Source organism: Paenibacillus endoradicis (assembly GCF_024721975.1).
Genome location: NZ_JANQBB010000012.1, coordinates 22,121 through 42,777, shown reverse-complemented (window position 1 = coordinate 42,777; position 20,657 = coordinate 22,121). Strand labels below are relative to the sequence as shown.

The 20,657-nt window shown below is 40.8% G+C and carries 18 protein-coding genes; all 18 read left to right on the top strand.

Annotation, left to right across the window (positions count from 1 at the left end; all coding sequences use genetic code 11):
- Window positions 1-44 precede the first annotated feature (44 nt).
- The 18 genes from NV377_RS25630 to rpsC all read left to right on the top strand — a co-directional run bounded on the left by NV377_RS25630 (window position 45) and on the right by rpsC (window position 20,657).
- Window positions 45-647: a class I SAM-dependent methyltransferase gene (locus tag NV377_RS25630; protein ID WP_258203680.1), complete on the top strand. Its 603-nt coding sequence runs from the start codon at window positions 45-47 to the stop codon at window positions 645-647.
- Between the two features lie 375 nt (window positions 648-1,022).
- Window positions 1,023-4,646, top strand: coding sequence for a DNA-directed RNA polymerase subunit beta (gene rpoB, locus NV377_RS25625; RefSeq protein ID WP_258203679.1), 3,624 nt, complete (start codon window positions 1,023-1,025; stop codon window positions 4,644-4,646).
- Window positions 4,647-4,753: 107 nt separating this feature from the next.
- Window positions 4,754-8,386: a DNA-directed RNA polymerase subunit beta' gene (gene rpoC, locus NV377_RS25620; RefSeq protein ID WP_258203678.1), complete on the top strand. Its 3,633-nt coding sequence runs from the start codon at window positions 4,754-4,756 to the stop codon at window positions 8,384-8,386.
- Between the two features lie 279 nt (window positions 8,387-8,665).
- On the top strand, window positions 8,666-9,085 hold the full coding sequence (gene rpsL / locus NV377_RS25615) for a 30S ribosomal protein S12 (RefSeq protein ID WP_258203677.1): 420 nt from the start codon (window positions 8,666-8,668) through the stop codon (window positions 9,083-9,085).
- Between the two features lie 67 nt (window positions 9,086-9,152).
- A complete protein-coding gene (gene rpsG / locus NV377_RS25610) occupies window positions 9,153-9,623 on the top strand; it encodes a 30S ribosomal protein S7 (protein ID WP_258203676.1) in 471 nt (156 codons plus the stop codon).
- Between the two features lie 27 nt (window positions 9,624-9,650).
- Entirely contained in the window at window positions 9,651-11,729 is a 2,079-nt protein-coding gene (fusA, locus tag NV377_RS25605) for an elongation factor G (protein WP_258203675.1), read from the top strand.
- A 104-nt stretch (window positions 11,730-11,833) separates the two neighbouring features.
- A complete protein-coding gene (tuf, locus tag NV377_RS25600) occupies window positions 11,834-13,024 on the top strand; it encodes an elongation factor Tu (RefSeq protein ID WP_258203674.1) in 1,191 nt (396 codons plus the stop codon).
- 217 nt (window positions 13,025-13,241) lie between these two features.
- Window positions 13,242-14,237 carry an ABC transporter substrate-binding protein gene (locus NV377_RS25595; RefSeq protein ID WP_258203673.1) on the top strand — a complete coding sequence of 332 codons (996 nt, stop codon included), beginning with the start codon at window positions 13,242-13,244 and terminating at the stop codon, window positions 14,235-14,237.
- A 92-nt stretch (window positions 14,238-14,329) separates the two neighbouring features.
- A complete protein-coding gene (locus NV377_RS25590; RefSeq protein WP_258203672.1) occupies window positions 14,330-15,259 on the top strand; it encodes an ABC transporter permease in 930 nt (309 codons plus the stop codon).
- Window positions 15,246-16,040, top strand: a complete 795-nt coding sequence (locus NV377_RS25585; RefSeq protein WP_258203671.1) for an ABC transporter ATP-binding protein — start codon at window positions 15,246-15,248, stop codon at window positions 16,038-16,040. The genes NV377_RS25590 and NV377_RS25585 overlap by 14 nt, the downstream gene beginning before the upstream one ends.
- A 447-nt stretch (window positions 16,041-16,487) precedes the next feature.
- Window positions 16,488-16,796 (top strand): 30S ribosomal protein S10, encoded by a 309-nt coding sequence (gene rpsJ / locus NV377_RS25580; protein ID WP_258203670.1) that lies wholly within the window; start codon window positions 16,488-16,490, stop codon window positions 16,794-16,796.
- Window positions 16,797-16,836: 40 nt separating this feature from the next.
- The gene (rplC, locus tag NV377_RS25575) at window positions 16,837-17,460 is read left to right on the top strand and encodes a 50S ribosomal protein L3 (RefSeq protein ID WP_258203669.1); all 624 of its coding nucleotides are present in this window, start codon (window positions 16,837-16,839) and stop codon (window positions 17,458-17,460) included.
- 28 nt (window positions 17,461-17,488) lie between these two features.
- Complete coding sequence (rplD, locus tag NV377_RS25570) at window positions 17,489-18,112, top strand: 50S ribosomal protein L4 (RefSeq protein ID WP_258203668.1); 624 nt, start codon at window positions 17,489-17,491, stop codon at window positions 18,110-18,112.
- Window positions 18,112-18,405, top strand: coding sequence for a 50S ribosomal protein L23 (gene rplW / locus NV377_RS25565; RefSeq protein WP_258203667.1), 294 nt, complete (start codon window positions 18,112-18,114; stop codon window positions 18,403-18,405). Before rplD ends, rplW begins: the two co-directional genes overlap by 1 nt.
- Window positions 18,406-18,422: 17 nt before the next feature.
- A complete protein-coding gene (rplB, locus tag NV377_RS25560) occupies window positions 18,423-19,253 on the top strand; it encodes a 50S ribosomal protein L2 (RefSeq protein WP_258203666.1) in 831 nt (276 codons plus the stop codon).
- Between the two features lie 67 nt (window positions 19,254-19,320).
- Window positions 19,321-19,602, top strand: a complete 282-nt coding sequence (gene rpsS / locus NV377_RS25555) for a 30S ribosomal protein S19 (protein ID WP_258203665.1) — start codon at window positions 19,321-19,323, stop codon at window positions 19,600-19,602.
- A gap of 43 nt (window positions 19,603-19,645) precedes the next feature.
- Window positions 19,646-19,981, top strand: a complete 336-nt coding sequence (gene rplV, locus NV377_RS25550) for a 50S ribosomal protein L22 (RefSeq protein WP_258203664.1) — start codon at window positions 19,646-19,648, stop codon at window positions 19,979-19,981.
- Window positions 19,982-19,994: 13 nt separating this feature from the next.
- The gene (gene rpsC / locus NV377_RS25545; RefSeq protein WP_258203663.1) at window positions 19,995-20,657 is read left to right on the top strand and encodes a 30S ribosomal protein S3; all 663 of its coding nucleotides are present in this window, start codon (window positions 19,995-19,997) and stop codon (window positions 20,655-20,657) included.

Genomic DNA, 20,657 nt, shown 5'->3' with positions numbered 1-20,657 from the left:
TTCAAGGGGCTTCTTATATGAACGATTGAAGGTTGGTGAAACGGTTGTCCAATCATTACTATTCAAAGCAACCAACAGTAGCAAGTTCAAAGCAACAACGTGAATGGAATTTAAGAGGTTTTAATATTAAACTAGCAACCGATGCTGGAGTATTTTCAAAATCTGGTGTTGATTATGGTAGTCAAGTATTGATAGATGTCATGCAATTTGCTGAGAATGCTACCGTATTAGATGTAGGTTGTGGCTATGGCCCGATTGGAATTACTGCAGCTAAGCTCGCGCCACAAGGTCACATCACAATGATTGATATTAATGAGCGAGCGGTACAACTAAGCAAAGCTAATGCCAAACAAAATGGAGTAAGTAATGTAACTGTATTACAAAGTGATCTTTATGAATCAGTGAAAGATCAACATTTTGATTGCATCATTAGTAATCCACCGATTCGTGCTGGTAAAGTAGTTGTACATCGTGTTTTTGAAGAAGGTTATAACTTGCTCAATGCTGGCGGTAGTATGTGGATTGTTATTCAAAAGAAACAAGGTGCTCCTTCAGCATTCGAAAAATTGGAACAATTATTCGGTGAAGTTGAAGAAGTGACCAAGGATAAAGGGTATCGTATTTTCAAGGCGGTAAAAGCTAAATAACATTTTTATGAAAATTATACTGAAAAGACTCAAAAACATTTGACTTGACATTTCTAATATGTTAGTATTGTGGAATGTCAGCATAAAATTGCTTATAATCTCTTTAGTTAACTAAAATGTCAAGTGCCGAATTGTACGCGATTTGAAATAATTTGGTATTTTTTGAGTAAACAGTAAGAATTTGGGCAAAATTACTTGATATGACCTTCGTTATCGCGTGACGGATGGTTAACTGCCAGAAACATGCTCTTTTTTCGAAAGTATTCGATAAGGGCTTTTCTTTATTTTTATGATAACTATAGTCATAATATGTAGTTATCGCAACAGCTGTGGAAATTACGTTGCTGTTAGACAGACATGAGGGGTGAGGTTAAGTTGGCAGGACAACTTGTTCAGTATGGTCGACGTACTCGTAGGAGCTACAGTCGAATCAAAGAGGTGCTGGAAGTCCCGAACCTGATTGAAATCCAACAAAAATCGTATGAGAAATTTTTGGACAATGACTTAATTGAGTTATTCCAGGATATCTCTCCGATTTCGGACTTTACGGGCAATTTATCGCTTGAGTTTATTGATTACAGCTTAGGTGAACCGAAATATTCAGTCGATGAATCGAAAGAACGGGATGTTACGTTTGCAGCTCCTTTACGCGTGAAAGTGCGTTTAATCAACAAGGAGACAGGCGAGGTTAAGGAACAAGAAGTCTTTATGGGTGATTTCCCACTAATGACAGAGACCGGCACGTTTATCATTAACGGGGCGGAACGCGTTATCGTCAGCCAATTGGTACGATCCCCGAGTGTGTATTTCAGCACTAAAGTTGATAAAAACGGTAAAAAAGCATTCACGGCTACTGTAATTCCTAACCGTGGTGCATGGCTTGAGCTTGAAACTGATGCTAAGGATATCGTCTACGTTCGTATTGACCGTACACGCAAAATCCCAGTAACAGTACTTCTTCGTGCGCTTGGATTTGGTACTGATGCTGAAATTCTTGATCTTCTTGGTCATGATGAATACATCAGTAACACACTTGATAAAGACAGCACAGATTCAACAGAGAAAGCTCTGATTGAAATCTATGAGCGTCTTCGTCCAGGTGAACCTCCGACATTGGATAATGCTAGAAGCTTGCTAGTTGCTCGTTTCTTCGATCCAAAACGCTATGATTTGGCGAATGTTGGTCGTTACAAGATTAACAAGAAGCTTCACATTAAGAATCGTCTGTTCAATCAACGTCTTGCAGAAGATTTGATTGATGCTTCGACTGGTGAAATTGTTGCTGAAAAGGGACAAGTGATTGACCGTCGTATACTAGACCAAATTCTTGATCGTCTTGAATCAGATATCGGCTTCAAAACATATTCCGTTGGTAACGGTGTGTTAGAATCCCATGATATTCCTCTTCAAACGATTAGTGTGTATGCTCCTAATGATGATACCAAAATCATCAAAATTATCGCTAACGGTATTATTGATAAATCTGTTAAGCATATTACGCCTGCAGATATTATCTCTTCTATCAACTACTTCCTTAACTTATTACAAGGTGTAGGCGATGTAGACGATATTGACCATTTAGGTAACCGTCGTTTGCGTTCAGTTGGCGAATTGCTACAAAACCAATTCCGTATCGGTCTTTCTCGTATGGAACGTGTTGTTCGTGAGAGAATGTCGATTCAGGATGCTAATGCTATTACGCCTCAAGCGTTAATTAATATTCGTCCTGTAATTGCATCAATTAAGGAGTTCTTCGGTTCTTCTCAATTGTCTCAATTTATGGACCAAACAAACCCACTAGCGGAATTGACGCATAAGCGTCGTCTATCTGCACTAGGACCCGGTGGTTTGACGCGTGAACGCGCAGGCTTTGAAGTGCGTGACGTTCATAACTCTCACTATGGTCGTATGTGTCCGATTGAAACGCCAGAGGGACCAAACATCGGTTTGATCAACTCCTTGTCAACATATGCACGTATCAATGAATATGGTTTCATTGAAGCTCCATATCGTTGGGTTGATCCTGAAACAGGCATTGTAACAGAGCGTATCTCTTACATGACTGCCGATGAGGAATATAACTATATTGTTGCACAAGCGAATGCACCACTTACGGATGATAGTAAGTTTGCTGAGAAAGAAACGATTGTACGTTTCAATAAGCAAGCTGATAACATCTTAACAATGCCAAGTAGCCGTGTTGACTATATGGATGTATCGCCTAAGCAAGTCGTTTCTGTTGCGACAGCGTTGATTCCATTCCTAGAGAATGATGACTCCAACCGTGCGCTAATGGGATCGAACATGCAACGTCAAGCAGTTCCTTTGCTTATCCCTAGATCACCACTTGTTGGTACTGGTATGGAGCATAAGGCAGCTAAAGATTCGGGTGTATGTGTTGTAGCCAAATTTGATGGTGTCATCGAACGTGCTACAGCAAATGAAATTCTTCTTCGTCGTGTAGAAATCGTAGACGGTAAGGAAGTACAAGGTGATCTAGTTAGACATAAGATTCACAAATTTATGCGTTCTAACCAAGGTACTTGTATTAACCAACGTCCACTAGTTCGTAAAGGTGATGTCATCAAAAAAGGTGATATTCTTGCGGATGGTCCTTCTACTGAGAAGGGTGAATTGGCTCTAGGTCGTAACGTGGTTGTCGCGTTTATGACTTGGGAAGGTTATAACTATGAGGATGCTATCCTACTTAGTGAAAAACTAGTTAAAGAAGATGTTTATACATCTATCCATATAGAAGAGTATGAATCTGAAGCTCGTGATACGAAGCTTGGACCAGAGGAAATTACTCGTGACATTCCTAACGTTGGTGAAGACGCACTTCGCAATCTTGATGAACGTGGTATAATCCGCGTTGGTGCTGAGATTAATTCTGGTGACATTCTAGTTGGTAAAGTTACGCCTAAAGGTGTAACAGAACTTACTGCTGAAGAACGTCTACTACATGCGATCTTTGGTGAGAAAGCTCGTGAAGTTCGTGATACTTCTCTACGTGTACCGCATGGTACGACTGGTATCGTTGTTGATGTCAAAGTATTTACTCGTGAAAATGGCGATGAACTTCCACCGGGAGTTAATCATCTAGTACGTGTATACATTGCTCAAAAACGTAAAATCTCTGAAGGCGATAAAATGGCGGGACGTCACGGTAACAAAGGTGTCATCGCACGTATTATGGCAGAAGAAGATATGCCGTTCTTACCAGATGGAACTCCAGTAGAGGTTGTTCTTAACCCACTAGGCGTACCATCACGTATGAACATCGGTCAAGCGCTTGAGGTTCACTTAGGTATGGCTTGTAAATTGCTTGGAATTCATGCTGCAACTCCAGTATTCGATGGTGCCAATGAGAATGACGTCTTCGATACTATGGAAGAAGCTGGTATGAACCGTAGCGGTAAAACTATTCTTTATGATGGACGTACCGGTGATGAGTTTGAACGTGAAGTTACAGTTGGTGTCATGTACATGATCAAACTGGCGCATATGGTTGAAGATAAAATCCATGCTCGTTCTACTGGTCCTTACTCACTTGTTACACAACAGCCACTTGGAGGTAAAGCTCAATTTGGTGGACAGCGTTTCGGTGAGATGGAGGTATGGGCACTTGAAGCATATGGTGCTGCGTATACACTACAAGAAATTCTTACTGTTAAATCCGATGACGTTGTTGGACGTGTGAAAACATACGAATCCATCGTTAAAGGTGAAAATGTTCCAGAACCAGGCGTTCCAGAATCATTCAAAGTATTGATTAAGGAGCTTCAAAGTTTGGGTATGGACGTTAAGATCCTATCGGAAAACGAAGAAGAGATCGAAATGAAAGAGATGGATGACGACGATGACGGTACGAGCGAAAAGCTTAACCTTGACGACGTTGAAGTTGAAGCATTCGAAACTGCTCCTGTAGTAGCTAGTAACTCAGAATCACAAGATGAAGAGTTTACTGAAGAAGATGAAGATAATCTTGATTTAGCATAATTTCACAAAGCACAAACTAAGCTTCAGTCAGTGTAGAGAATACTCTCGCTGATTGAAGTTTGGTGCTTAATAAGACATAGTCATACATGACGAAGGAGGGTTGCTCCTTGTTGGACGTGAACAACTTCGAGTATATGAAAATTGGTTTGGCATCGCCAGACAAGATTCGCTCATGGTCCCGCGGAGAGGTTAAAAAGCCGGAAACCATCAATTATAGAACGTTGAAACCGGAGAAAGAAGGTCTTTTCTGTGAAAAGATTTTCGGACCAACAAAGGACTGGGAATGTCATTGCGGTAAATACAAACGTGTACGTTATAAAGGCGTAGTTTGTGATCGCTGTGGCGTTGAAGTCACTCGTGCTAAAGTACGTCGTGAACGTATGGCGCACATTGAATTAGCAGCGCCTGTCACTCATATTTGGTACTTTAAAGGTATTCCAAGTCGTATGGGTCTAGCGCTAGATATGTCTCCTCGTTCTCTTGAAGAGATTATCTATTTTGCATCATATGTTGTAACTGATCCTGGTGAAACTCCACTTGAGAAAAAACAACTATTGTCCGAGAAGGAATATCGTAGCTACCGTGAAAAATATGGTTATGGTTTCCAAGCAGGCATGGGTGCTGAAGCTGTCAAGAAATTGCTTCAAGATATTGATATTGAAGGTGAACTAGTAACGTTGAAGGAAGAATTGCGCACTGCTCAAGGCCAACGTCGTAATCGTGCGATTAAACGTCTTGAAGTAGTTGAAGCATTCCGTAATTCCGGTAATATGCCTGAGTGGATGGTTATGGATGTACTTCCTGTCATTCCTCCAGAACTTCGTCCGATGGTTCAATTAGATGGTGGTCGTTTTGCTACATCTGACTTGAATGATCTATATCGTCGTGTTATTAACCGTAATAACCGCCTAAAACGTCTTCTTGATCTTGGTGCTCCTGATATTATCGTGCAAAATGAGAAACGTATGCTTCAAGAAGCTGTTGATGCATTGATCGATAATGGTCGTCGTGGCCGCCCTGTAACGGGTCCTGGTAACCGTCCATTAAAATCATTGTCTCATATGCTTAAAGGTAAACAAGGTCGTTTCCGTCAGAACTTACTAGGTAAACGTGTCGACTATTCTGGTCGTTCGGTTATCGTTGTAGGTCCTAACTTGAAAATGTACCAATGTGGTTTACCAAAAGAAATGGCGCTAGAATTGTTCAAGCCTTTCGTTATGAAAGAACTTGTTAATAAAGGTCTAGCACATAACATTAAGAGTGCTAAGCGTAAAGTTGAGCGTGTAAGTGCAGAAGTTTGGGATGTACTTGAAGAAGTTATTAGAGAGCATCCAGTCCTTCTAAACCGTGCCCCAACATTGCATAGACTTGGTATTCAAGCATTTGAACCGATTCTTGTTGAAGGTCGCGCAATTAAATTGCATCCATTAGTATGTACAGCTTATAACGCTGACTTTGATGGTGACCAAATGGCGGTTCACGTTCCATTGTCTGCTGAAGCTCAAGCTGAAGCTCGTATGCTTATGCTTGCTTCTGGTAATATCTTGAACCCTAAAGATGGTAAGCCAGTAGTTACACCGTCTCAGGATATGGTTCTAGGTTCATTCTACCTTACAATGGACAACAAAGAAGCTAAAGGTAGTGGCGGTATCTATGCTACGGTGAATGAAGTAGTTTCTTCTTATCAACGTGGTGCTGCGGCTCTTCATGCTCGTATTGTTATCCCTGCCAAAGCTTTGAACAAAACAAGCTTTACAGATAAACAAAATGAAGCACTTCTTTGCACAACAGTAGGTAAAGTAATTTTCAACGAAATATTCCCATCTGAATTCCCTTATATCAACGAAGCGACTAAAACTAACTTGATTAATGGTATTCCTGATCACTATTTCGTATACGAAAAAGGTGCTGACCTACAAAAAATTATGAATGACTTCCCGATAGCTCCTGCGGTTGGTAAAGACTACCTAGGAACAATTATCGCGGAATGTTTCCGTAAATATCACACAACTAAAACGTCTGTTATTCTTGATTTGATCAAAGAGCTTGGTTTCACTTATTCTACTAAAGCCGGTATTACTATCGGTGTATCTGATATCATTATTCCAAAAGAAAAAGCTGGAATTATGAAACTATCAGAAGATAAAGTAGCAACAGTTATGAACCAATATCGTCGTGGTCTTATTACGAATGAAGAGCGTTATGACCGTATCATTAGCATTTGGAGTAAGTGTAAGGATGAAATTACAGAAGTCCTAATGAAATCTATGGATCGCTATAATAACATCATGCTTATGGTTGACTCTAAAGCCCGTGGTAATAAATCTCAAATTACACAACTTGGTGGTATGCGTGGTCTAATGGCCAATCCATCTGGTCGTATCATTGAGTTACCGATCAAATCTAACTTCCGTGAAGGCCTTACAGTACTAGAGTACTTTATCTCTACGCATGGTGCTCGTAAAGGTCTTGCCGATACAGCGTTACGTACAGCCGATTCAGGTTACCTAACTCGTCGTCTAGTTGACGTTGCGCAAGATGTTATCGTTCGTGAAGAAGATTGTGGTACTGATAAAGGCTTTATCGTTAGCAAAATTCAAGATGGTAAAGAGGTTATTGAAGACCTATTTGACCGTATTGAAGGTCGTTATTCATTCGAAACGGTTCGTCATCCGAAAACTGGTGAAGTTCTTGTTAACCGTAATGAACTTATCGATGCAGATAAAGCTGAAACAATCGTTGAAGCCGGTGTTGAAAAACTTCAAATCCGTTCTGTACTTAGCTGTCGTGCTCGTCACGGCGTATGTAAAGTATGTTATGGTCGTAACCTTGCTACTGGTAAGCACGTTGAGATTGGTGAAGCGGTTGGTATTATCGCAGCTCAATCTATCGGTGAGCCAGGAACACAGTTGACAATGCGTACGTTCCATACGGGCGGTGTAGCCGGAGATGATATTACACAAGGTCTTCCGCGTATCCAAGAACTATTCGAAGCACGTAATCCTAAAGGTCAAGCACTTATTTCTGAGCTTGATGGTGTCGTGAAGAAAATTCATGAGACGAAAGATCGTCGTGTTATTGAAATTCAAGGTGAAGCAGAATCCAAAGAATACCCTGTTACTTACGGATCTCGTATTCGTGTAACTGAAGGTCAGCATGTTGAAGCCGGAGATGAACTTACTGATGGTTCTATCGACCCTAAAGATATGCTACGTATCAAAGGTATTCGTGGCGTTCAAAACTATATTCTACAAGAAGTACAACGCGTATATCGTAACCAAGGTGTAGAAATCAATGATAAACACATTGAGGTTATGATTAAGCAAATGCTACGTAAAATCCGTATCGTTATTGCTGGTGATACTACACTATTACCTGGTTCATTCGTGGATATGCATGAATATGAAGCGGCGAACCTTGATGCAATTCTGACGGGTAAAGATCCAGCTATTGCTAAGCCTGTACTACTTGGTATTACTAAAGCATCTCTTGAAACTGATTCCTTCTTGTCTGCCGCATCATTCCAAGAAACAACACGTGTTCTTACTGATGCAGCGATCAAAGGTAAAGTTGACCAATTGCTCGGTCTTAAAGAGAACGTTATTATCGGTAAGCTAATCCCTGCCGGTACTGGTATGCAACGTTACCGTAACATTCGCTTTGCAGGCATTGAAGAAACTGCTGGAACAGCGGTTCTTTCAGATGAGCAGAGTGAAGCGATTACTGTAGAAAAAGCTTAATTGCTGTTAAATCTAGCGGTAGATTTTCATCACGTTTACGTGTATGAGGATCTATCGCTTTTTAATGTAATGAAATGCAGAGGATTCAAAAATTCAAAAGTAAAGTGTTAGTCTACTGCTTGACATCTCCATTCACTTAGTGCTAATATATTGTAGTGCGCCTAGTGATCGGGTATGGGTATATGCAACTTCATTATGAACCGCCTGGATCTGTGGGCTTGAATTTGGGTGAGATGTCTACCAATATAAATGACATAATTATGGGAAGGGGGTGGCAACATGCCAACAATTAATCAGCTAGTTCGTAAAGGACGCCAAGCTAAAGTTGTTAAATCAAAATCACCAGCATTGCAAAGAGGTTTTAATGCTCTTAAACGTGAAGCTACTGAAACTAGATCTCCACAAAAACGTGGTGTTTGTACTCGTGTAGGTACTATGACTCCAAGGAAGCCGAACTCCGCGCTTCGTAAATATGCCCGTGTACGTCTTACTAACCGTGTAGAGGTTACAGCGTACATTCCAGGTATCGGACATAACCTTCAAGAGCACAGCGTGGTACTTATCCGTGGTGGTCGAGTAAAAGACTTAGCAGGGGTTCGTTATCACATCGTTCGTGGTGCGCTTGATACTGCAGGTGTAAACAACCGTATGCAAGCTCGTTCTAAATATGGTACTAAACGTCCTAAAGTTAAAAAATAATGGCAACTCCTAATCGGAGCAATGTTAGACCAACACAAATTATTTATTGAAGAAAGGGGGACTTCTAATGCCACGCAAAGGTCCTGTTACAAAACGCGATGTGCTACCAGATCCGTTGTATAATTCGAAATTGGTAACTCGTCTTATCAACCGTATCATGTTGGACGGTAAAAGAGGAACTGCTCAAACGATTTTGTATGATGCATTCAAATTGGTTCAAGAACGTTCTGGAAATGATCCAATGGAAGTTTTTGAAGCAGCAATGAAAAACATCATGCCTGTACTTGAGGTTAAAGCTCGCCGTGTAGGTGGTGCTAACTATCAAGTGCCTATCGAAGTTAAACCTGAACGTCGTACTGCTCTAGCATTACGTTGGTTGGTTAACTACTCCCGTAACCGCGGTGAGAAAACGATGGAAGAACGTTTGGCGGCTGAAATCATGGATGCATCGAACAACACTGGTGCAGCTGTGAAGAAACGCGAAGATACACACAAAATGGCTGAAGCTAACAAAGCTTTCGCTCACTACCGTTGGTAGGATAAACCACGAAAAGAGGAAAATTCGATGGCAAAAAGAGAGTTCTCCTTGGAAAATACACGTAATATCGGTATCATGGCGCATATCGATGCAGGTAAAACTACAACAACTGAGCGTATCCTGTTCTTCACTGGACGTACTCACAAAATTGGTGAGGTACATGAAGGTGCTGCAACAATGGACTGGATGGAGCAAGAGCAAGAGCGTGGTATCACGATCACTTCTGCTGCAACAACAGCCGCTTGGAAGGGTAACCGCATCAATATCATCGATACTCCGGGTCACGTAGACTTCACCGTTGAAGTTGAACGTTCTCTTCGTGTATTGGACGGAGCTGTAGGGGTTTTCAGTGCTAAAGAAGGCGTTGAGCCTCAGTCTGAAACTGTTTGGCGTCAAGCAGATAAATACGGGGTTCCTCGTATTGCTTACGTTAACAAAATGGACATCATCGGTGCTGATTACCTAAATGTAATTAAAGACATGCGTGAGCGTCTACAAGCTAATGCAGTAGCAATTCAAGTACCTATGGGTGCTGAAAATGATTTCATCGGTGTTATCGATATTATCGAACGTAAGTCTTACACTTATGTTGATGATACTGGTAAAGATCCAGTTGTTGGTGAAATTCCTGCACAATACGCGGAGCAAGTTGAAGAGTTACGTGCAATCTTGGTAGAAAAAGTTTCAGAGCTTGACGAAGATCTAATGATGAAGTATTTGGATGGCGAAGAAGTTTCAATTCCAGAAATCAAATCTGCGCTTCGTAAAGGCGTTTGTGAAACTAAGATCTATCCTGTCGTAGCAGGTTCATCTTACCGTAACAAAGGTGTTCAATTGGTTCTTGATGCAGTAGTAGATTACCTACCTGCTCCAGTTGACATCGAAGCAATTAAAGGTACATTAGAAGATGGTACTGAAAGTAGCCGTCCATCTGATGATTCAGCACCTTTCTCTGCTCTAGCTTTCAAAATTATGACGGATCCTTACGTTGGTCGTTTGACGTTCTTCCGCGTATATTCTGGTGTTCTTGCATCAGGTTCTTACGTATTGAACTCTACAAAAGGTAAACGTGAGCGCGTTGGTCGTATTCTACAAATGCATGCAAACAGCCGTCAAGAGATTCAAGAAGTATTCTCTGGTGATATTGCAGCAGCTGTAGGTTTGAAAGATACTACTACTGGTGATACATTATGTGATGAAAAGGCGCCAATTATCCTTGAATCCATGAACTTCCCTGATCCAGTTATTCAAATCGCTATCGAGCCTAAGACGAAAGCTGACCAAGATAAACTTGGTATTGCAATCTCTAAGCTTGCTGAAGAAGATCCAACTTTCCGTGCTTACACTGACGAAGAAACGAACCAAACAATCATCGCGGGTATGGGTGAGCTTCACCTTGAAATCCTAGTTGATCGTATGCGTCGTGAATTCAAAGTTGAGACAACTGTTGGTGCTCCTCAAGTAGCATACCGTGAGACTTTCACAGCTGCTGCGAAAGTGGAAGGTAAATTTGTTCGTCAATCAGGTGGTAAAGGTCAATTCGGTCATTGCTGGGTTGAATTTGAACCTCTTGAAGCTGGTTCAGGCTTTGTCTTTGAAAGTAAAGTCGTGGGTGGTTCTATTCCTCGTGAATATATCGGACCAATCCAAGCTGGTATTGAAGAATCAATGAAAAATGGTGTTATCGCTGGTTACCCACTAGTTGATGTTAAAGCAACTGTTGTTGACGGTTCTTACCATGATGTCGATTCTTCTGAGATGGCGTTCAAAATTGCAGGATCTCTGGCACTTAAAGCTGCCAAAGAAAAATGTATGCCAGTTATTCTTGAGCCAATCATGAAAGTAGAAGTTACAGTTCCTGAAGAATACTTCGGTGATGTAATGGGTATGATCAGCTCTCGTCGTGGACGTATTGAAGGATCAGATATGCGTTCAGGTGCACAAATTGTTCGTTCTAAAGTGCCTTTGTCTGAGATGTTTGGTTATTCTACAACTCTACGTTCTGGTACTCAAGGTCGTGGCGTATTCTCTATGGAGCTTTCTCACTATGAAGAAGTTCCTAAGTCTATCGCTGAAGCGATTATTGCAAAAAACAAAGGTGAATAATCTCACTTTTGAAAAGTTTGATTTTAGCCGAAATTAGATATAAAATATCTAATATCGGCTTACACATAAAAATAAATTAGATATATTGAGGAGGATTAAGTTCAATGGCAAAAGCTAAATTTGACCGTTCTAAACCGCACGTAAATATTGGTACTATTGGTCACGTCGATCATGGTAAAACTACTCTTACAGCTGCAATCACTACTGTACTTTCTAAAACATATGGTGGTGCTGCGATTGCGTTTGATCAAATCGATAAAGCTCCAGAAGAGCGCGAGCGTGGTATCACAATCTCTACTTCTCACGTAGAGTATGAAACTCCATCTCGTCACTATGCACACGTTGACTGCCCAGGCCATGCCGATTATGTTAAAAACATGATCACTGGTGCTGCACAAATGGACGGAGCTATCCTAGTTGTATCTGCAACTGATGGTCCTATGCCACAAACTCGTGAGCACATCTTGCTTTCTCGTCAAGTAGGTGTTCCTTACATCGTAGTATTCTTGAACAAATGTGATATGGTTGATGATGAAGAGCTTCTTGAGCTTGTTGAAATGGAAATTCGTGACCTTCTTAGCGAATACGATTTCCCTGGTGATGATACTCCAATCGTTCGTGGTTCTGCTCGTGAAGCACTACAAAACACTGATGGTCCTTGGGCTGCTAAAATTATCGAATTGTTCGAACAAATCGATACTTATATCCCAACTCCAGAACGTGATATTAACAAACCATTCCTTATGCCTGTTGAGGATGTATTCACAATCACTGGTCGTGGTACTGTTGCCACTGGTCGTGTTGAGCGTGGAGAAATCAAAATTGGTGATGAGATCGAAATTATCGGTCTTCAAGAAGAAACTCGTAAGTCTGTAGTAACAGGCGTTGAGATGTTCCGTAAATTGCTTGACTATGCTTCAGCAGGGGACAACGTTGGTGCACTACTTCGTGGTGTAGATCGTAAAGATATCGAGCGCGGTCAAGTATTGGCTAAACCAGGTTCTGTAAAGCCTCATACTAACTTCACAGCTCAAATCTACGTTCTTACTAAAGAAGAGGGTGGCCGTCATAAGCCATTCTTCACTGGTTACCGTCCACAGTTCTACTTCCGTACAACTGACGTAACTGGTATCATCAACCTTCCTGAAGGTTCTGAAATGGTTATGCCTGGTGACAACATCGAAGTAACTGTTGAATTGATCGCTCCAATCGCGGTAGAAGATGGTACTCGCTTCTCCATCCGTGAAGGTGGTCGTACAGTTGGTGCCGGTGCGGTTGCATCTATCCAAGCTTAATAAACTCGCAGCATAAGCTGCTTATAAAGAAGCCTCCATGCAAATGGAGGCTTCTTTTTTGTGTAATTTAAAGTAGTTTTTAATTTCATGATGAAGTTATGCTGCGACAACACTTTATAGAATAGAAGTATTGACGTATTAGCGTTGTACATTTAAGATGATGGAAAGAATATACAAGCATTCATACAATATTCGCATTATGAAAGGGGTCATTTCATTGAAAAAGAAATTATTGTCTGGTTTAGTGTTATCACTTGTAGTCTTATCACTTACAGCATGTTCAGGCGGGAAAGATTCAGATTCTTACAAAATTGCCATTTCTCAATATGTTGAGCATCCATCACTTAATGCAGTTCATGATGGTATTATTGATGCGCTAGCTGATGCTGGAATTAAAGAGGGTGAAAACCTAGTTATCGACTTCCAAAACGCACAAGCAGAACCTGCTAATTTACAACCAATTTCACAAAAAATTAAAGAAGGTAATCCAGATGTTGCAATCGGGATTGCGACTCCTAGTGCGTTAGGGCTTATAGATGAAATTACTGAAACTCCAGTAGTGTTCGCTGCAGTAACTGATCCTATTGCTGACAAGCTGGTTCCTTCATTAGAATCACCAGGTGGCAATGTTACAGGAGCTTCGGATTCTAGTCCTGAAGCAATAGAATCACTGATGGATTTCATTGCTAAAGAATTTTCTACTGTTAAAAAAGTAGGTATCGTTATTAATAAGGGAGAGTCTAACTCCGTAGTTATGGCTGCAACAGCACAAGCTCGTCTAGCTACACATGGTATTGAATTAATTGAAGCACCAATTGTTAATGCATCAGATGTGCAAATAGCAGCTCAATCATTAGTAGGTAAAGTTGATGCAATCTTCATTACACTGGATAACTCAGTGGTAGAAGCCGTCGGTACGATTATCGATGTTGCTTACGAAAATGACATCCCATTCTTCTCATCCGATCGTGACACTGTTGAGGCAGGTGCGTTTGCAACAGTAGGATTCAAATATTATGATCATGGTTATCAAGTAGGACAGATGGTTGTCGATATTCTGAAAAATGGTAAAAAACCAGGTGAGATGACAGTGACTAAGCCGCAAAATCTTGATTTCATTATTAATACAAAAGTTGCAGCTGAGATGGGTATTGAAGTGACAGATGCAATGAAAGCTTATGTGAAAGATCCAGCTAATAACATTATTCAATAATACCTAATATAATGTTAGTTATATTAGGTAATACCTGCAGGGGATCAGAGAACTGGTCCCCTGCATACGTTTGAATAGTAAGGAGGAAAACGATGTTATATTCATTAGTAGGAGCGTTAGAAAGTGGTTTACTGTATGCATTAATGGCATTGGGTGTATTTATTACCTATCGAGTATTAGATTTTCCGGATCTTACAGTAGACGGTAGTTTTACTACGGGAGCAGCCATAACTACTGTTATGGCGATGAATGGATACTCACCTGTCATTTCTTTAATATTCGCGTTTTGTGGCGGTGCACTTGCCGGGTTAATGACAGGACTGCTACATACAAAAGGTAAAATTAATGGACTACTATCAGGTATTATTATGATGATTGCTCTCTATTCAATCAATCTACGTATAATGGGCAAGCCTAGTCTTTCATTGCGTGATACTACGAATTTATTTAGTTCTGCTCCAGTATGGTTAATTGGAATAATTGTGGCTATAGGAGTAAAAATATTATTAGATCTGTTTTTCAAAACGAATATCGGCCTAAGTTTACGTGCAACTGGTGATAATCAACGAATGATCAAAAGCTTTGGCGCTAACACACATATGACTACAATTCTTGGTGTTTCATTGTCAAACGCGCTTGTTGCAACTTCCGGTGGTCTAATCGCATTCTCAACGAATCAAACAAATATCAATATGGGTGTAGGCATGATTGTTATCGGTTTAGCATCTGTAATTATTGGTGAAGCTATATTTGGTAGGAAAACAATATTCCGTGCGACGATTGCCGTTGTACTCGGAGCTATTATATATCGCGTTATTTATGCATTAGCCTTAAGAATTCCGGGTATGGATGCACAAGACATGAAGTTAGTTACAGCACTTATTATTATTTTCGCATTAATTATTCCTACTATTAAAAATGCAATGCAGGAAAAGAAAACATCACGCAAGCGTGCAGAAGAAGTTATCCAACAAGTGAACTCGACCTCGAAAGGGGGAAGTGCGCTAGATGTTACACATTAACGAAGTATCCAAATTGTTTAATCCAGGTACAATCGATGAAAAAATCGCATTATTAAATGCAGACTTGCATTTAAAGAGTGGAGATTTTATAACGATTATAGGAAGTAATGGGGCAGGTAAGTCAACATTAATGAATGTAGTATCAGGAGTTCTTAAACCTGACATTGGAAACATAGTAATCGATGGTACTGATGTCAGTAATCTACCTGAACATAGTCGTAGTCGATGGATAGGTCGTGTTTTCCAAGATCCAATGGCAGGTACAGCGCCGCATATGTCTATTGAAGAAAACTTAGCACTAGCTTACAAACGTGGTCAGCGTAGAGGTTTCTCATTTGGTGTAACGAGCAAGACTAAGGTTATATTTAAAGAGGAACTTTCTAAGCTTGGAATTGGTCTTGAGAATCGTATGGGTGCAAAAGTAGGATTGTTATCAGGTGGTGAGCGTCAAGCTTTAAGTTTATTGATGGCTACATTCACTAGACCGCAAATATTGTTACTTGATGAACATACGGCTGCGCTCGATCCAGCTCGAGCTGAACTAATTACTAATTTGACCGAACGAATCGTAAAAGATCTTAACCTTACTACGATAATGGTTACACATAATATGGAGCAAGCGATTCGTCTTGGTAATCGACTAATTATGATGGATAAGGGCCGAATTATTTTGCAAGTTGATGAAGTTCGTAAACCACAGCTTACTGTAGAAAGTTTATTGAATGAATTCGAACGAATAAGCGGTAAAAAAATGGCTGATGATCGTGTTGTTCTCGGTTAATGAGTAATTGAAATGGTCAACTATATATAATAGAAAAAACAAAATAAAAACAACGATTTTCAGAGATGAAAAATCGTTGTTTTTATTTGGAACATGACAAGTTCGGTATAAACTTATATAATGTTAAAAGTGCATAAGTTAATGGATGACTCGGAACGCGCGCTTGTACTCATTAAGCTATTCTATGGAACAACTATTAGTGATGATAAGCGTACGCTTTGATCTATTAATTAGAGAATAATACGTCGGAAAAAAGAAATATTGTACAAGGTATAAAACTAGTTGCAATCATATGCCTACTCGTGTATAATATTGACTGTTGGTCTGACGTTGCGTTGATGTGAGAGGTTGCCGACACACCCGGCCCCTTTGCCATGGGGCATGTGTAGGGTTTTCTTACGGAGTATGTCCGATTAAAAAATTGGGCGATAGAAGGAGGGACTTAAAATGGCAAAGCAAAAAATTCGTATTCGTTTGAAAGCATACGATCATAGAATTCTTGACCAGTCAGCAGAGAAAATTGTTGAAACTGCAAAACGTTCCGGTGCTGGTGTATCCGGTCCGATTCCGTTACCAACGGAAAAAACAATCATCACTGTACTACGTGCTGTGCATAAGTACAAGGATTCTCGCGAGCAATTCGAACAACGCACTCATAAGCGTTTGATCGATATCGTGAATCCTACGCCGCAGACTGTTGATGCATTGATGCGTCTGGATCTACCATCCGGTGTAGATATCGAAATCAAACTGTAAGTAGAATTAATGTAAGTATAGAGAGGAATGAGGTGTCAACATGAAAGGTATCTTAGGTAAAAAACTTGGTATGACTCAAGTATTTACTCCTGAAGGTAACGTAATTCCAGTAACAGTAATTGAAGCTGGTCCTTGCGTAGTCTTACAGAAGAAAGACTTGGAAAACGATGGCTATGAAGCTGTTCAACTTGGTTTTGCTGACAAAAAAGAAAGCAGATCCAATAAACCAGAAGCTGGTCACGCTAAAAAAGCTAATGCAACTCCTAAGCGCTACGTTCGCGAAATTCGTGGAATTAATCTTGGTGAGTATGAAGTTGGCCAAATCGTGTCAGCTGACTTATTCGCACAAGGCGAATTTGTTGACGTAACAGGTATTTCTAAAGGTAAAGGATTCGCGGGTGTAATCAAACGTTGGGGTCAAAGTACTGGTCCAATGTCACATGGTTCTCGTTATCACCGTGGTCCAGGTTCAATGGGTTCTATCCAAGCGAACCGCGTACCGAAAGGTAAACGCCTACCAGGACATATGGGTACAGAAACAGTTACTATTCAAAAATTAGAAGTTATTCGTGTAGACGCTGAGCGTAACGTGATTCTAATTAAAGGTTCTATCCCTGGTCCTAAAAATGGATTTGTAAATATTAAACAAACGGTTAAGAACTAATTGTTGTTGAAGAAAGGAGGAACAAGAAATGCCTAAAGTAACAGTATTCAACGTGAGTGGTGCACAAGTTGGCGAACTAGAACTAGCTGATAGTGTGTTCGGTATCCAACCGCATGTTCATGTTATGCATAGTGCTGTCATTCTGCAACAAGCTGCAGAACGTCAAGGAACGCACAAAACTAAAGGACGCTCCGAAGTACGAGGCGGTGGACGTAAACCTTGGAAACAAAAAGGTACAGGTCGTGCTCGTCAAGGTAGTATCCGTTCGCCACAATGGGTTGGTGGTGGTGTTGTATTCGGCCCTACACCTCGCTCATACGGCTTCAAACTTCCTAAAAAAGTTCGTCGTCTTGCGATCAAATCTGCACTTTCTTCTAAAGTAATTGCAGAAAACATCATCGTTTTGGATCAACTTGCATTTGCAACTCCAAAAACGAAAGAATTCGCAAACATTCTTAACAACCTTAAAGTAGAGCGTAAAGCTTTGGTTGTTACTGCTAACTACGAGGATAACGTAGCATTGTCTGCTCGTAACATTCCTGGAGTTAAATTCGTCGCTGCTGATGGCATCAATGTTCGTGATGTTCTTGTTTATGACAAATTGATCATCACTAAAGAAGCGGTAGAGAAAGTACAGGAGGTGTTTGCATAATGAAGAATCCTCGCGATATCATTAAGCGCCCGATTATTACCGAACGTACGAGCGATTACATGGCTGTAAAACGTTATGTTTTTGAAGTTGATTTGCGCTCTAACAAAACAGAAATCAAACTTGCTATTGAACAAATTTTCAATGTTAAAGTAACTAGTGTTAACACTATGCGCGTTGCGGGTAAACCGAAACGTTATGGTAAATACAGTGGCTACAGACCAAATTGGAAAAAAGCTATTGTTCAATTAAGTCAAGATAGCAAAGAACTTGAATTCTTTGAAACGTCAGTTTAGAAAAGGAGGGAACACAAGTGCCAATCAAAAAGTACAAACCGACCTCTCCTGCTCGTCGTAACATGTCAGTTTCTACATTCGAAGAAATTACGACAAGTACTCCGGAGAAATCATTGCTTGCGCCGCTTTTCAAAAAAGCTGGTCGTAACAATCAAGGTAAAATTACAGTTCGTCACCATGGTGGTGGACACAAACGTAAATACCGTATCATTGACTTTAAACGTAATAAAGACGGCATTATTGGTAATGTTGCAACAATTGAGTACGATCCAAACCGTACATCTAACATTGCGCTAATCCATTATGTTGACGGAGCGAAAGCTTACATTATCGCACCTAAAGGTCTTAAAGTTGGTGACCAAGTTCAATCTGGTATTGGTTCTGATATTAAAATCGGTAACTCTCTACCTCTAGCTAACATTCCAGTTGGTACAGTTATCCACAACATTGAGTTGAAACCTGGTAAAGGCGGACAATTAGTTCGTGCTGCTGGTACAGAAGCTCAATTGCTTGGTAAAGAAGAAAGTTATGTAACGGTTCGTCTTAACTCTGGCGAAGTTCGTCGCATTCTTAACACTTGCCGTGCTACAATTGGTGCTGTAGGTAACGGTGACCATGAGCTTATCAAAATTGGTAAAGCTGGTCGTAATCGTTGGCTGGGCAAACGTCCTCAAGTCCGCGGGGTAGTAATGAACCCTAACGATCACCCTCACGGTGGTGGTGAAGGTCGTGCTCCTATCGGTCGTAAATCTCCATTGTCTCCTTGGGGTAAACCGACACTTGGTTACAAAACACGCAAGAAGAAAAAAGCATCAAGTCAATATATCGTTCGTGGTCGCACGAAGTAATAATAGCTTGATACAAACAGCATAATTTCGGTTATGCAAGAGCTCTTACGTGAAGGGAGGAACTCACATGGGTCGCAGTTTGAAAAAAGGTCCATTTATTGATGGACACCTTTTGAAAAAAGTTGAGGTTTTGAATGAAACAGAGAAAAAGACTGTAGTTAAAACTTGGTCTCGTCGCTCTACAATTTTCCCACAATTCATTGGACACACTTTTGCAGTATATGATGGTCGTAAACACGTACCAGTTTATGTGACGGAAGATATGGTTGGTCACAAACTAGGCGAATTCGCACCAACACGTACGTATAAAGGTCACGCGTCTGATGACAAAAAAACGGGCAGACGTTAATTTGCCCTTGATCACTTTCTAATGAATGAGAGGAGGTTCCCACATGGCAGAAGCTAAAGCACATGCACGATTTGTACGTATTGCTCCTCGTAAAGCTCAATTGGTTGCGGATTTAATCCGTGGTAAGAAAGTTGGCGAAGCAATCGCAATTCTGCGTCACACGCCTAAAGCTGCTTCCCCAATTTTGGAGAAGTTGTTAAACTCTGCAATTGCTAACGCTGAGCATAATAATCAACTTGACGTTAACAATTTGGTTGTATCGCAAGTATTTGCGAACCAAGGACCAACGATGAAACGTTTCCGCCCACGTGCAATGGGTCGTGCAAGTAGAATTAATAAGAGAACCAGCCACATCACTTTGGTCGTATCTGAAAAATAAGGAGGGATAACGAGTGGGTCAAAAGGTAAATCCTAATGGTTTGCGTGTCGGGATCATCCGTGATTGGGAATCCAGATGGTACGCAGAAAAAGACTTCGGCGATCTTCTAATGGAAGACGTTAAAATTCGCGAATACCTTAAAGGCAAGTTGAAAGATGCTGCTGTTTCTCGCTTTGAAATCGAACGTGCCGCTAACCGCGTAAACGTAACGATTCATACTGCTAAGCCAGGTATGGTAATTGGTAAAGGCGGAACAGAAGTTGAAAATCTTCGTGTTCAACTAGGTAAAATCGCTAAAGGTAAAAAAGTTCACATCAATATTTCAGAAATCAAGCATGCTGATCTAGACGCTATCCTTGTTGCTGAAAGTATTGCTCAACAACTAGAACGTCGTGTATCATTCCGTCGTGCTCTAAAACAAGCTATGCAACGCTCTATGCGTTCTGGTGCAAAAGGAATCAAAACTGCAGTTTCTGGTCGTCTAGGCGGCGCTGAGATTGCTCGTTCAGAAGGATATAGCGAAGGCACTGTTCCACTTCATACACTTCGTGCTGACATCGATTACGGTACAGCAGAAGCAGCTACGACTTATGGTCGTCTAGGTGTTAAAGTATGGATCTACCGTGGTGAAGTCCTTCCGACTAAGAAGAAAGCTCCACAGGAAGGAGGCAACTAA